The sequence below is a fragment of the Salinarimonas ramus genome (assembly GCF_014645695.1).
Classification (GTDB): Bacteria; Pseudomonadota; Alphaproteobacteria; order Rhizobiales; family Beijerinckiaceae; genus Salinarimonas; species Salinarimonas ramus.
Genome location: NZ_BMMF01000006.1, coordinates 131,416 through 143,803 on the forward strand (window position 1 = coordinate 131,416; position 12,388 = coordinate 143,803).

Annotated in this window: 14 protein-coding genes and 1 tRNA gene; 6 read left to right on the top strand and 9 right to left on the bottom strand. The window is 72.0% G+C overall.

The window, feature by feature from the left end; genetic code table 11:
- Position 1: 1 nt before the first annotated feature.
- From ftsL to thrC, 5 genes are all read right to left on the bottom strand, one after another.
- A complete protein-coding gene (ftsL, locus tag IEX89_RS11660) occupies positions 2-412 on the bottom strand; it encodes a cell division protein FtsL (RefSeq protein WP_188913075.1) in 411 nt (136 codons plus the stop codon).
- A complete protein-coding gene (gene rsmH, locus IEX89_RS11665; protein WP_188913077.1) occupies positions 409-1,452 on the bottom strand; it encodes a 16S rRNA (cytosine(1402)-N(4))-methyltransferase RsmH in 1,044 nt (347 codons plus the stop codon). Before rsmH ends, ftsL begins: the two co-directional genes overlap by 4 nt.
- The gene (mraZ, locus tag IEX89_RS11670; RefSeq protein WP_188913079.1) at positions 1,449-1,964 is read right to left on the bottom strand and encodes a division/cell wall cluster transcriptional repressor MraZ; all 516 of its coding nucleotides are present in this window, start codon (positions 1,962-1,964) and stop codon (positions 1,449-1,451) included. Before mraZ ends, rsmH begins: the two co-directional genes overlap by 4 nt.
- A 521-nt stretch (positions 1,965-2,485) precedes the next feature.
- The gene (locus IEX89_RS11675; protein ID WP_244645322.1) at positions 2,486-3,760 is read right to left on the bottom strand and encodes a M16 family metallopeptidase; all 1,275 of its coding nucleotides are present in this window, start codon (positions 3,758-3,760) and stop codon (positions 2,486-2,488) included.
- Positions 3,757-5,235, bottom strand: a complete 1,479-nt coding sequence (gene thrC / locus IEX89_RS11680; protein WP_373290575.1) for a threonine synthase — start codon at positions 5,233-5,235, stop codon at positions 3,757-3,759. The genes IEX89_RS11675 and thrC overlap by 4 nt, the downstream gene beginning before the upstream one ends.
- 136 nt (positions 5,236-5,371) lie before the next feature.
- On the opposite strand from thrC, the gene IEX89_RS11685 reads away from it, so the two are divergent.
- The 4 genes from IEX89_RS11685 to IEX89_RS11700 all read left to right on the top strand — a co-directional run bounded on the left by IEX89_RS11685 (position 5,372) and on the right by IEX89_RS11700 (position 8,765).
- Positions 5,372-5,683: a hypothetical protein gene (locus IEX89_RS11685; protein ID WP_188913083.1), complete on the top strand. Its 312-nt coding sequence runs from the start codon at positions 5,372-5,374 to the stop codon at positions 5,681-5,683.
- 12 nt (positions 5,684-5,695) lie between these two features.
- A complete protein-coding gene (locus IEX89_RS11690; RefSeq protein ID WP_188913085.1) occupies positions 5,696-5,923 on the top strand; it encodes a hypothetical protein in 228 nt (75 codons plus the stop codon).
- Between the two features lie 242 nt (positions 5,924-6,165).
- The gene (locus IEX89_RS11695) at positions 6,166-7,713 is read left to right on the top strand and encodes a Do family serine endopeptidase (protein WP_188913087.1); all 1,548 of its coding nucleotides are present in this window, start codon (positions 6,166-6,168) and stop codon (positions 7,711-7,713) included.
- A 185-nt stretch (positions 7,714-7,898) separates the two neighbouring features.
- Positions 7,899-8,765 (top strand): RNA polymerase factor sigma-32, encoded by an 867-nt coding sequence (locus IEX89_RS11700; protein ID WP_188913089.1) that lies wholly within the window; start codon positions 7,899-7,901, stop codon positions 8,763-8,765.
- Positions 8,766-8,793: 28 nt separating this feature from the next.
- On the opposite strand, the gene IEX89_RS11705 is transcribed toward IEX89_RS11700, so the two are convergent.
- Both IEX89_RS11705 and IEX89_RS11710 read right to left on the bottom strand, forming a co-directional pair.
- The gene (locus tag IEX89_RS11705; RefSeq protein WP_188913091.1) at positions 8,794-10,230 is read right to left on the bottom strand and encodes a M48 family metalloprotease; all 1,437 of its coding nucleotides are present in this window, start codon (positions 10,228-10,230) and stop codon (positions 8,794-8,796) included.
- Positions 10,227-11,051 carry a thermonuclease family protein gene (locus IEX89_RS11710; RefSeq protein WP_188913093.1) on the bottom strand — a complete coding sequence of 275 codons (825 nt, stop codon included), beginning with the start codon at positions 11,049-11,051 and terminating at the stop codon, positions 10,227-10,229. Before IEX89_RS11710 ends, IEX89_RS11705 begins: the two co-directional genes overlap by 4 nt.
- Before the next feature lie 223 nt (positions 11,052-11,274).
- On the opposite strand from IEX89_RS11710, the gene IEX89_RS11715 reads away from it, so the two are divergent.
- Complete coding sequence (locus tag IEX89_RS11715) at positions 11,275-11,544, top strand: hypothetical protein (protein WP_188913095.1); 270 nt, start codon at positions 11,275-11,277, stop codon at positions 11,542-11,544.
- A 6-nt stretch (positions 11,545-11,550) separates the two neighbouring features.
- On the opposite strand, the gene copM is transcribed toward IEX89_RS11715, so the two are convergent.
- Positions 11,551-11,937 carry a CopM family metallochaperone gene (gene copM / locus IEX89_RS11720; protein ID WP_188913097.1) on the bottom strand — a complete coding sequence of 129 codons (387 nt, stop codon included), beginning with the start codon at positions 11,935-11,937 and terminating at the stop codon, positions 11,551-11,553.
- Positions 11,938-11,978: 41 nt separating this feature from the next.
- Positions 11,979-12,182 (bottom strand): heavy-metal-associated domain-containing protein, encoded by a 204-nt coding sequence (locus IEX89_RS11725; RefSeq protein WP_188913099.1) that lies wholly within the window; start codon positions 12,180-12,182, stop codon positions 11,979-11,981.
- Positions 12,183-12,307: 125 nt separating this feature from the next.
- Here IEX89_RS11725 and IEX89_RS11730 point away from each other — a divergent pair.
- A tRNA-Arg gene (locus tag IEX89_RS11730) sits at positions 12,308-12,384 on the top strand.
- Positions 12,385-12,388 lie beyond the last annotated feature (4 nt).

Sequence of the window (12,388 nt, forward strand, 5' to 3'; positions counted from 1 at the left end):
ATCACCTCGCGGGCGTGCGGGTCGTGGGCGTCGTCGCGGTGGCGCGCGGGACGGAGCCGGTGGTGCCGGGGGTCGCGGTGGGCGCGCCGAGGCCCAGCGCCTGGAGCTTGGCGCCGATCTCGTCGGCGTCCGGCGGGCGGTCCGGCAGGTCCTCGAAGCGCGCGAGATGCTCCACGGAGAAGGGCACCACCTCCGGCAGATGCGCGTCGGCGAGCGTCTCGACCCGGTCCGGCCGGTTGAGGAAGGCCCACTCGGCGCGCAGCACCGCGATCATCTCGCGCTCGCGCTCGATGGCGCGCTCGAGGCGCGCGAGCTCCTCGGTCTGACGGATCGTCTCGTACTTGATGGAATAGGCCCAGACGGCCGAGCCGATCAGTCCCGCGATCGCCGCCACGTGCAGGATCTTGATCATCGACGGGCTCGCTGTCGCGTGTGGACGGGGAGGGCGGCGAGGGTCTCGATGGCGGCGAGCGGCGCCTGCGCCGGCGCGTCGAGGCGCTCGGCGGCGCGCAGCTTGGCCGAGCGCGCCCGCGGGTTGGCGGCGAGCTCCGCCTCGGAGGGGATCACCGGACCCTTGGTCGCGAGCCGGAGGCTCGGCTTGGGCGGCTCGCCGACGGGCACATGGCGCGAGCCCGCCGCGACGCGCCCGGCGCGGGCGGCGAGGAACTGCTTGACGATACGGTCCTCGAGCGAATGGAAGGTGACGACGACGAGCCGCCCGCCGGGCTTGAGCATCCGCTCCGCCCCGTGCAGCGCGCGCACGAGCTCGCCCAGCTCGTCGTTGACCGCGATGCGCAGGCCCTGGAAGGTGCGCGTCGCGGGATGCGGGCCGTGCGGCTCCGCGCGCACGAAGCGCGCCACGAGCTCGGCGAGCTGCGTCGTCGTCTCGAAGGGCGTGCGCCGGCGCGCCTCGCAGATGCCGCGTGCGATCGCCCGCGAGCGGCGCTCCTCGCCGTAATGGTAGAAGATGTCGGCGAGCGTCGTCTCGTCGGCCTCGTTGACGATGTCGGCTGCGCTCGGGCCCGTGCCCGACATGCGCATGTCGAGGGGACCCTCGGCGCGGAAGGAGAAGCCGCGCTCGGCCTCGTCGAGCTGCATGGAGGAGACGCCGATGTCGAGGACGACGCCGTCGAGCCCCTCCGGCGCGACCTCGCGCGCGACGCGCTCCAGCTCGCCGAAGCGGGTCTCGACGAGGGCGAGCCGCGGCGCGTAGGACGCGACGAGGGCCGCGCCCGCCGCGATCGCGTTCGGGTCTCGGTCGAGCGCGACGACGCGCGTCGCCGGATGGGCGTCGAGCAGCGCGCGCGTGTAGCCGCCGGCGCCGAACGTGCCGTCGAGAATGGTGCCGCCCTCGGCCGACGCGAGGGCCGCGACGACTTCCTCGAGCAGCACGGGTACGTGACGGGCCGGTCCGCCAGCGGCTCCGGCCAGGCCGTCGCCGCGGCCCGTCATCGCACCCGTGCTCCCGAAGAACCGTCTCCCGCCGCGCCGTCCCCCGCTCTGGAGGACGACCCGAGCGCGGCCGTTCCGATCGATCGCTTGAGCTCCCGCACCTTCGTGCGCGCCTCCTCCAGATGCGCACGAAAATGCTCGGGTTCCCAGATCTGGAACTTGTGGCCCAGGCCCACGAAGGTCACGCTGTCCGCGATCCCCGCATGCGCCTTCACGCTCTCGGTCAGGATGACTCGTCCCTCCGTATCGACCTTCAGGATCTCGCTCGTGCCGAAGAGTGCCGTGGAGAGCTGATCGCGCTCGTCCGAATAGGGCGTGAGCCCCGAGAGGAACGCGTCGATCTCCTCGAGCAGACGATTGCCGCCCGCGTCCAGCGCCGGCGCGTCCAGCGCCGGATGCACGTACAGCCCCTCGAACCCGTCCTTGGCCAGGACGGCGCGGAACGTCGCCGGGATCGACACGCGCCCCTTCGCATCCAATCGATTCGTGAAATTGGATACGAAGCGGATCATCGGCCGCCCTGACGCTCCCCGTACCGAGCCCCCCGGCAGGTACGCCGCCGGACCCCGTGCGACATGCCACGGCCGAGCGCGCGGGGCCGCGTGAGCGGCGTCCGTGCGGCTGGCGAAGCACCGTGAACGGGATGATTTGGGATACCATGGGCGCGTATGGTCGTCAACGGAAGCACCGCGGGACGAAGCGCCCGCAGCCTGCGTGACCATGAGACCGCGACAGGGTTAACGAAGTCTCACCCGCGGAGGTCCGCAGGGGCGATTTCGTAAGTCGTGCAAGGGAATGGACAGGCTTGGGGACGTGAGGCCATGGGGGCGAGACGTCGACGGCTCGGTACCCACTCGATCACGTGTCGGGAGCATGTGACGACCCGCCCGAGAGCCTCCGACGCCCCACACCCCCGGCCCCTCTCCACGAGGGAGAGGGGCCGGGGGTGTGGGCGTTCAGGATGAAGCCTGCGGTCGACGACGGGCTCGGAGACCTCACCGATCCGCGCGTTCTAGCGTCCCTCGAAGCATCATCACCCCCGCAGCCGCCCCGCGATCGCGGCGTACTTCGGCAGCGTCTTCAGCGGGCCGATGGCGGCGAGCGTCGGGGCGCCCGTCAGGAGCGCGCGGCCGGCGGCGCGGGTGGCCTCGACGTCCACCGCCTCGACGCGCTCGACGAGCTCGTGCATGGGCACGATGCGGCCCCAGGCGAGGATCTGGCGCGCCAGGCGCTCGATGCGCCCGCCGGGCGTCTCCAGCGCGGCGAGGAGCCCGACCTTCACTTGCGCCTTGGCGCGGGCGAGCTCCACCTCGGTCAGCGTCTCCGCCGTCTCGCGCAGGGTGTCGATCGCGACGTCCATGAAGGCCTTGGCGTCGCCCTCGGCGAAGCCGGCGCCGATGCCGAACACGCCGGTGTCGGAGAAGGGCCAGTGGAAGGCGTCCACCGAATAGGCGAGGCCACGCTTCTCGCGCACCTCCTGCCACAGCCGCGAGGAGATCGAGCCGCCCAGCACCTGGGCGAAGAGCTGCGTCGCGTAGTAATCCTCGTCGCGGAACGAGCGCCCCGGCAGGCCGAGCATCAGGTTGACCTGCTCGTGCTTGCGCTGGAGCCGCTTCTCGCCGCCGCGATAGGTGGCGGGCGGCGCGATCGGGCCCGATCCGGCGGGCGTCACGCCGTAGAATCGATGCGCCGCGTCGACGACGACGTCGTGATCGACGGCGCCGGCGGCGACGATCACCATGCGCTCGGGCCGGTAATGCGTCGCGACGAAGCCGCGCAGCGCGTCGGGCGTGAAGGCGGAGACGGTCTCGGGCCGCCCCAGGATCGGACGCCCCAGCGGCTGGCCCGGATAGGCCGTCTCCACGAAGAGGTCGCCGACGAGGTCGTCCGGCGCGTCCTCCACCGCGGCGATCTCCTGGAGGATCACGCCGCGCTCGCGCTCGAGCTCGGTGGGATCGAAGGTCGAGGCGGTGAGGATGTCGCCCAGGACGTCGAGGGCGAGCGCGGTGTCCTCGCCCAGCACGCGGGCGGTGTAGCAGGTGTACTCGACGGAGGTCGCCGCGTTGATGTCGCCGCCGACGTTCTCGATGTCCTCGGCGATGGCCTGGGCCGAGCGGCGCTCCGTGCCCTTGAAGGCCATGTGCTCGAGGAGATGCGAGAGCCCGTGCTCGCCCTCGGCCTCGTCGCGCGCGCCGGCGCCGATCCAGACGCCGAGCGCCACGGTGGCGACGTGGGGCATCGCCTCGGTGACGATTGTGAGGCCGTTCTCGAGGCGCGTCTCGCGGTAGTCGGGACGAGGCAGGGTCACGAGGCGGCTCCCGTCTCGCCGCCGCCGGGTGCGCGCGCGCCGGGTATGCGCGAGCGCGCGCGGATGAAGCGCTCTATGGCGCCCTGGTCGTTGGGCTGCACCTCGAAACGCTCGGCGCGATCGAACAGGTCGGCCATGTGCGGCGGCAGGGGCGGGCGCACGCCGCTCGCCGCCTCCACCGCGTCGGGGAACTTGGCCGGGTGCGCGGTGGCGAGCGCCACCATGGGCGTGCCGGGATTGCGCGCGAGGCCCTCGCGGCCCGCGACCACGCCGATGGCGGTGTGCGGATCGAGGAGGTAGCCCGCCTCGCGCCAGGTGCGGCCGATCTCGGCGGCGACGACGTCCTCGGGCACGGACGTCGCCGAGAAGGTCCGGCGCAGGCGCGCGAGGGGCTCCTCGGCGATGGCGAAGGCTCGGCTCTGGGCGAGGCCGCCCATGAGCCCGCGGATGGCACCCGCGTCGCGTTCGTAGAGCTCGAACAGCAGGCGCTCGAAATTCGAGGAGACCTGGATGTCCATGGAGGGCGAGGTCGTCGGCATCACGCCGGTGACCGTGTAGCTCCCGGTCTCGAGCGTCCGCGGCAGGATGTCGTTGGCGTTCGAGGCGATCACGAGCTCCGCCACGGGCAGGCCCATGCGCCGGGCGATGTCGCCGGCGAGGATGTCACCGAAATTGCCGGTGGGAACGGCGTACGAGATCGGCCGGTGCGGCCCGCCCAGCGCGACGGCGGAGGTGAAGTAGTAGGTCGCCTGCGCCGCGACCCGCGCCCAGTTGATGGAGTTCACCCCCGACAGGAGCAGGTCGTCGCGGAAGCGGGCGTGGTTGAACATGCCCTTCACGATGGCCTGGCAATCGTCGAACGTGCCCTCGAGCGCCACCGCGTGGACGTTGGGCGCGTCGACCGTGGTCATCTGCCGACGCTGCACGTCGGACACGCGCCCGTGCGGGTAGAGGATGAAGACGTCGACCTGGTCGAGGCCGGAGAAGGCGTCGACGGCCGCGGAGCCCGTGTCGCCCGACGTCGCGCCGACGATCGTCGCGCGCTGTCCGCGCGCCTTGAGCACGTGGTCCATGAGCCGGCCGAGAAGCTGCATCGCCACGTCCTTGAAGGCGAGCGTCGGGCCGTGGAAGAGCTCCAGGACGAAGAGGTTGTCGTCGATCTGCACGAGCGGGCACGTCGCCGGGTGGCGGAAGCTCGCATAGGCGGCGTCGATCATGGCGTCGAGCGCCGGCGTCTCGATCTCGCCCTCGACGAGGGCGCCCATCACGCGCTTGGCCGTCTCCGCGAAGGAGAGCCCGGCGAAGCCTGCGATCGCCTCGCGCGGAAGGTGCGGATAGGCCTCGGGCACGTAGAGCCCGCCGTCGCGGGCGAGGCCGGCGAGGAGCGCGTCGGTGAAGCCGATGGCGGGAGCTTCGCCGCGGGTGGAGATGTGGCGCACGGGGTGTCGGATCCTTCGTCGAACGCGCCGGACCATAGGGGCAGGTTCATGCCGCGACAAGCGTCGCGAGGGCCGCGGGGCGCTCCGGGCCGTCATCGGAACGGGGCGCATCCGCGCGGCGTTGATCCCACGACCCCGAGACGTCGAGACCCCACCATCACGGGAGGATCCCATGCACGATCCCCGCTCTCAGGAAGAGAAGGCGCGCGCCGCGCTCAAGCGGAACCAGGAGATGGGCCACGCGCCCAAGCAGAGCCCGCTCACGCGCGAGCCCTCGACCACGCCCGACACGTTCGGCGAGCATCACGGCCGCCCGCCCGAGGATTACGCCCCGCAGGACAGTCCGGGTGCACCCGGTTCCGACAACGATCCGGATCAGCACGGCCACGGTCATGCCGACACGCGGATGGGCCACGAGCACGTCTCGGATTTGTCCGATGCCGAGCGAGTCGTTACTGGTGAGCCGGCGCAGAAGAAGCGCTGAAGGACAGATGCCATGCCAGGTGACAAGACCGAGCAGCGAACGCTCGCGCAGAAGGCGCTCGACTTGAAGCGCAAGAACGACCCCCATGCGGAGATCCCCGAGCACCGCCATTCGGATGCGGGGATGCGTCCGCGCCGCTCGTCGAAGGCACCGTCGTCGGGCGCCCTCGATCATGGCGGCGCGACGCCCGCGCAATCGCGCTCCCACGGGACGCGGCGCTCCGACCAGGGCTCGAGCTGACGCGAGCCCTCAGACGACGCCGAGACGACGCCGAGACGACGCGAAGACGAGGACGGCCGGGCGAGAGCTCGGCCGTTTCGCGTTGGGTTACCAAGACTTAATCTTCGGGAAAGGGCCGCGACAGTGCGGCGCGTCTAGAACCTCCCGCGAGGCCCGACGTTCGCGTCGAGGCACGGGCGCTCGCCCGGACGAGGGCCGCGCGCCCTCCAGATCGCTTCATCAGCGGAAGAGACAGAGGTTCCATGACCACGAACTCCCCCGACCGCACGACGACCCGGCGCGTCGCGTCCCGGCGCACCGCGCTCCTCGCCGCCGTCGGCATCGGCGCGCTCGGCGCCGCCGGCTTCGGCGCGGGCCCGTTCCAGGCGACGCTGCCGGCCCAGGCCCAGACGCAAGGCGAGAGCCCGTCGGGCGCGCTGACGCTCGAGACGCCGGACGCGCGCGTTCCCTCCTTCGCCGACGTGGTGGAGCGCGTGCGCCCCGCCGTCGTCTCGGTCCGCACGCGCCTCGGCGACGAGGCGAAGGTCGCCGGCGGCCGCGGCATGCCCGGCCTGCCGCCCGGCATGGACCTGCCCGACGATCATCCGCTCAACGAGTTCTTCGAGCGCTTCCGCGGCGGCGGCGAAGGCCTCGCCCCGCGTGGGCCCGCTCCGCGCCGCGGCGCGCAGGGGTCCGGCTTCTTCATCACGGGCGACGGCTATCTCGTGACCAACAACCACGTCGTCGAGCGCGCGGAGACCGTCGAGGTCCTCATGGACGACGGCACGACGCTCGACGCCGAGATCGTCGGCACCGATCCCAAGACCGACCTCGCCCTCCTCAAGGTCGAGGAGCGCGACGACCCGTTCGCCTATGTCGAGTTCGCGCCCTCCGCGCCGCGCGTCGGCGACTGGGTCGTGGCGATCGGCAACCCGTTCGGCCTCGGCGGCACGGTGACGGCGGGCATCGTCTCGGCTCGCGGCCGCGACATCGGCGCCGGCCCCTACGACGACTTCCTGCAGATCGACGCGCCGGTGAACCAGGGCAATTCCGGCGGCCCGGCCTTCGACCAGTCCGGCCAGGTGATCGGCGTCAACACGGCGATCTCCTCGCCGACGGGCGGCAACGTGGGCATCGCCTTCGCGATCCCCTCGGAGACCGTCCAGCGCATCGTCGCGCAGCTGCGCGAGACGGGCGAGGTCGAGCGCGGCTTCCTCGGCGTGCAGATCCAGCCGGTGAACGAGGACATCGCCGCGGGCGTCGGCCTCGACGAGGCGCGCGGCGCCATCGTCGGCCAGGTGACGGCGGACAGCCCGGCGGCCGAGGCCGGCCTCGAGGTGGGCGACATCGTGCTCGAGGTCGCCGGCGAGGACATCGAGGACGCCCGCGACCTGTCGCGCACGGTGGCCTTCATGGATCCCGGCGAGAGCGTCGAGGTCGTGGTCTTCCGCGACGGCGAGCGCCAGACCCTGGAGGTCACGATCGGGCGCATGCCGACCGAGGAGGTCGTCACCGCCGGTCGCGAGCCGGAGGCGCAGGAGTTCAACGATCTCGGCCTCCAGCTCGCGCCGGTCGAGGGCGACATGGACGGCGTCGCCGTGGTCGAGGTCGACCCCGACGGCCCGGCCTTCGAGAAGGGCATCGCCGAGGGCGACGTCATCGCCGAGGTCGGCGGCGAGCCGGTGGCGAACCCGCAGGACGTCGAGACGGCGCTCTCGGCCGCGGCCGAGAGCGGCCGCGAAGCGGTGCTGGTGCGCGTGGAGCGCGACGGCGCCTCCCGCTTCATCGCCTTCCGCCTGCCGATCGGCTGAGTTCCGCGCCTTCTCGTGGGACGAATTATCGAGCCGGCGCGTCCACGAGGGCGCGCCGGCTCTTCTTTGCGCGGCGAGCGCTGTCGGCACCCGTGCAAGCGGCTCCATGCGAATGATCCCGATCCGGGATGATCCACATGGCAGGCGTGCGCGTAGATCCCCTTGAAGAGCATGGGGAGAACGCTATGGCCGAGATCGCCGGAGTTCGCCGTCAGTTCGTCCGGGCCGCCATGTCGGCGCCGTTCCTGGAGCGCGAGGAAGAACAAGCGCTCGCCGTGCGCTGGAAGCAGGCGCAGGACCAGGAGGCGCTGCACAAGCTCACGTCCGCGCACATGCGGCTCGTGATCTCGCTGGCCTCACGGTTCAGGCATTACGGCCTGCCGATGGCGGACCTGATCCAGGAAGGCCACGTGGGTCTGCTCGAGGCCGCAGCCCGCTTCGAGCCGGAGCGGGAGGTGCGCTTCTCCACCTACGCCACCTGGTGGATCCGCGCCTCGATCCAGGACTACATCCTGCGCAATTGGTCGATCGTGCGCGGGGGCACGTCCTCGGCGCAGAAGGCGCTCTTCTTCAACCTGCGACGCCTTCGCGCCAAGCTGACGCGCACCGGCGACAGTCGCATGTCGGAGGAGGTCTACGGCGAGATCGCCGAGGCGCTCGGCGTGTCGCTCAAGGACGTGGCGACGATGGACGCCCGCCTGTCGGGCCCCGACGCCTCGCTCAACGCGCCGGTGGCGGACGCCGACGCGGCCAACCCGACGGAGCGTATGGACTTCCTCGTCGACGACGGCCCGCTCCAGGACGAGACGGTGGGCGAGGCGATCGACGCGGAGCGCCGTGTCACCTGGTTGCGCTCGGCGCTGTCGTGCCTCAACGAGCGCGAGCTCGACATCGTCAAGGCGCGCCGCCTGGGCGACCAGCAGGCGACCCTCGAATCGCTGGGCGATCGCCTCGGCATTTCCAAGGAGCGCGTGCGCCAGATCGAGAGCCGCGCGCTGGAGAAGCTGAAGAAGGCGCTGACGGATCGTCACCCGGAGATCTCGGCGGGGTGATCCCCGCCGCAGATCACCCCTGAACGCGTCACCCCGTCACGATCTTGTAGCGCCGCCCCGCCTCGATGCGGGTGTGCTCGAACAGCCCGTTCAAGGTGCGGAAGGTCTCCACCGGCTTGTCCGTCTGCATCCGCGCAGCCAGCGTCTCCAGCGTGTCGCCGGGAGAAGCGGTGATCACGCGCACGCGAAGCCGGGTCAACGTCGTCGCTTCGGTCTCCGAGATCGCGCGCACGCTCGACAACGTCGCGCGGAAGGCCGCCTCGGCGCCGGGGTCGCTCGGGCGGAAGGCGAAGATCAGCCGGTAGACCGCCTCGCCCGCCTGCACCGCGGCGACGCGAAAATGCCAGGCGTCGCCCCGCGAGCTGGCCACCGCCGCCGGCAGGCCGTTGATCGTCGTCTCCTCAACCGTCCCGGTCTCGACGGCGTCCGTCCAGGTGGCGCGCACGACGTCGGCGAGGCTCTGCCCGTCGCCGGGCTCCACCGCGTCGAACATCAGGCGGCGCTCGCCGTCGGGCGAGGCGCCGAGGACGGCGCGCGAGGCGTTGTCGAGGGTGAAGCCGTCGGGTGCCGAGAAGGCGATGCGCAGCCGCGCATTGACGTAGCGCGATCCGCGCACGAGCCCGTCGCGCGGGTCCTCGCCCCAGGCGATGCCGTCGACGGCGGCGAGGTAGATGTCGCGATCGTCCGTGCCGAGCCCCGGCGCGCCGATGCGACGGGCCGCGTTGCGGGCCTCGGACACGCGCTCGGGTGTGGAGGGATGCGTCGCGAGCCGGCTCGGCGGCCCGCCGTCGCCGCCGTCGGGCAGGCCCGATTCGAGGGCGACCCAGCGATCGAGCGCGGTGAGGAAGCGCGCGGCGCCGAACGGGTCGAAGCCCGCGCCCGCGAGCGTGCGCACGCTCACGGCGTCCGCCTCGAGCTCCTGGGCGCGTGAGAAGCTCGCGAAATCGAAGCGCGACGTCTCGCGGATGCTCGCGCTCGCGCGCTGGTCGCGCAGCACGTCGGAGACGACCCGGCTGACGAGGACCGAGCGCGCCTCCAACTCCGTGCGCGCGGCGGCGTGGGCGAGCGTCACGTGCGCGATCTCGTGCGCCATGACCGCGGCGAGCTCGGACTTGTCGTTGGCGAGCGCGATCAGGCCGCGGGTGACGTAGAGGCGCCCGGTGGGGAGGGCGAAGGCGTTGATGGCGGGCGAATCGAGGATGGTGAGGCGATAGCGCGCGTCCGGCCGCTCCGTCGCGGCGACGAGCTTGCGCGTCATCTCCTCGATGAGCGCCTGGGTCTGCGGAGCGCTGTAGGCGCCGCCGAAGCTCGCCACCAGCTGCTCGTGCTCGGTGTCGACGCCCGTCACCGTCGGCGCGGCCGGCGGCGTGCGCGGCTCCGAGCCGAAGATCATGTTGCAGCCAGCGAGGCCGAGCCCCGTCGCGGCGAGGGCCGCGAGCCGCACGATGGTTGAGGCTCTCGTCATGGGAGGGGACGCCGCGGCTGTGCACTCGTCATCGGGAGTATCTCGATCGCCTCCGCGGCCCCGACGCGCAGGGCCGGTCCGCGCCACACCTCGATTATACCGCGCACGCGCATTCGTCGACCCTCCAGCGCCTCCGCATCGAGCCCCTTCGCCTCGAGCGCCGTGCGGACCTCGTCGGGGACGATGGCGGTGAAGCCGCTCGTCCACGACCAGCCGAAATCGAGATAGGTGCGCCGCTCCCGTTCGCCCACCCGGCGCACCACGCCCTCGACGACGGCGAAGCGCCCTTCGCGCGCGGCCAGCGCCTCGGTCTCCTGGGCGTCGAGCACGCGCTCGGCGGAATCTGCCCACAGGCCGCGCCCGTCGCGCCGCGCACCCGCCTCGATATCGAGGAGGTCCGGGCGGCACACGACACCGTCCGGGCCGGGATCGACCCACGCCAGGCCGCGGGAGACGAGATCCTCCGCCAGATCCAGGCCCGACCCCTCCCCCGGAGCGAGGGTCACGCTGCCGGCGAGGCGTCCCCAGCGGTCGGGCTCGGCGTTCGCGATCCGGACGGTGACGGCGCTCCCGATCAGCCGATCGAGCGCCGCGCGGGCGGTGGCGCCGGAGGCGCCTGCGTCTGCGAGCCGCACCCCCGCGAGCCGCAGCGTCGCGCCGCTCGCGAGCAGAACCTCGCCGCGCGCGGGAATCGCGACGATCCGGTCCGAAACGGGAGGCGCCGCGCAGTCGAGCGCCGCAGCGGGGGCGCTCGCGAGGGCGACGAGGACGAAAATCACACGCACGAGCGCATGCGGCGAGCGGGGGACGTCTGGGCGCACCGGCGCCTCCGGAGGTTCGAAGGGTAGCGCTGCCAGCCTAGGCGCAATCGAGGGCACTTGCGAGGGGTCTCGAGGCCGGATCTTTCCCACGAACCGTCCCGGGTCGGGCGAGTTGACGGACGGTCACGCGGGGGCGAGCCCCGCGGACCAAGGCCGGGCTTGGCGAGAACGGGCCGACATCGTCAGGGGGCGCTCGGGGGCCTCGAAAGGGTTCGCCTTGCGCATGAAAGCCATCTTCCTCGCCGCCGGTCTCGCCGGCCTCGGTGCGGGCGCCGCCTCGGCGCATTCCTGGTACGACGCGTGGTGCTGCGACGATCGCGACTGCGCGCCCTATCCCGCCGCGCTCGTCTCCATCACGGACACCGGCTATCGCCTCGACGACGGCACGGTCGTGCCGTTCGACGAGGCGCGCACCAGCAAGGACGGCGCCTACCACCGCTGCGTCCTGCACGGTCGGCAGCGCTGCTTCTACGCGCCGCCGATGAGCTTCTGACCGGGATCAGTGGCCGCGCGCCCGCAGCCATTCCTCCATCTCGGCGATCTCGCGCTCCTGCTCGCGGATCACGGCCTCGGCGAGGGCCCGGATCTCGGGATCTTCGCCGTGCTCCAGAGCGATGCGGGCCATCTCGATGGCGCCGCGATGATGCGGGATCATGCCCCGCACGAAGTCGACGTCGGCATCGCCGGTGAGCGGGATGTCCATGTCGGCGTGCATGCGCGCGTTCGCCGCGCGGAACGCGTCCACGACGGGATCGGCCGGCGCCGGGATCGCATGCGACGCTCCGTGCGCGCCGTGGGCGCCGTGCGCCGCGTGCTGGTGGGCGAGGGACGGCTGGGCGAGGGCCAGCGCACCGGCGAGGCCCGCGAGGAGGAGAAGGGACCGCATTGTCGAGGTCTTTCGATGGATGGATGCGATGGGAACCGGGGTCAATCGGCGGCGGGGGCGGGCGCGTAGCCGCCGCGGGCGAGCGCCTCGCGCACGGCCGCGTCGCTCGCCTGCGTGTCGAGCAAGACGCGCTTGTCGTCGACGGCGATGTCGATGCGCGCGCCCTCGTCGAGCTTCTGCAGGATTCGGGTGATCGCCTTGGCGCAGCCGCCGCAGCTCATGTCGGGAATGGTGTAGGTACGCACCGAGATTCTCCTCGAACGGTCGTCACCACGCCTCTGTGAAGCTTCCAGCGGTGGGAAGGTCAAGCGCCTTCGCGCATCCGGGTGGAAACGGATGCTCTCGCATGCTAGAAGGCCTGCCTGACGCTGGTCCCGTAGCTCAGCAGGACAGAGCAGCGGTTTCCTAAACCGTTGGTCGGAGGTTCGAGTCCTCCCGGGATCGCCAATTG

Coding starts and splice junctions, on each gene's coding strand:
- ftsL (WP_188913075.1), bottom strand. CDS start 412: ATGATCAAGATCCTGCACGTGGCGGCGATCGCGGGACTGATCGGCTCG.
- rsmH (WP_188913077.1), bottom strand. CDS start 1,452: ATGACGGGCCGCGGCGACGGCCTGGCCGGAGCCGCTGGCGGACCGGCC.
- mraZ (WP_188913079.1), bottom strand. CDS start 1,964: ATGATCCGCTTCGTATCCAATTTCACGAATCGATTGGATGCGAAGGGG.
- thrC (WP_373290575.1), bottom strand. CDS start 5,235: ATGGTCCGGCGCGTTCGACGAAGGATCCGACACCCCGTGCGCCACATC.
- IEX89_RS11685 (WP_188913083.1), top strand. CDS start 5,372: ATGCACGATCCCCGCTCTCAGGAAGAGAAGGCGCGCGCCGCGCTCAAG.
- IEX89_RS11690 (WP_188913085.1), top strand. CDS start 5,696: ATGCCAGGTGACAAGACCGAGCAGCGAACGCTCGCGCAGAAGGCGCTC.
- IEX89_RS11695 (WP_188913087.1), top strand. CDS start 6,166: ATGACCACGAACTCCCCCGACCGCACGACGACCCGGCGCGTCGCGTCC.
- IEX89_RS11700 (WP_188913089.1), top strand. CDS start 7,899: ATGGCCGAGATCGCCGGAGTTCGCCGTCAGTTCGTCCGGGCCGCCATG.
- IEX89_RS11705 (WP_188913091.1), bottom strand. CDS start 10,230: ATGACGAGAGCCTCAACCATCGTGCGGCTCGCGGCCCTCGCCGCGACG.
- IEX89_RS11715 (WP_188913095.1), top strand. CDS start 11,275: ATGAAAGCCATCTTCCTCGCCGCCGGTCTCGCCGGCCTCGGTGCGGGC.
- copM (WP_188913097.1), bottom strand. CDS start 11,937: ATGCGGTCCCTTCTCCTCCTCGCGGGCCTCGCCGGTGCGCTGGCCCTC.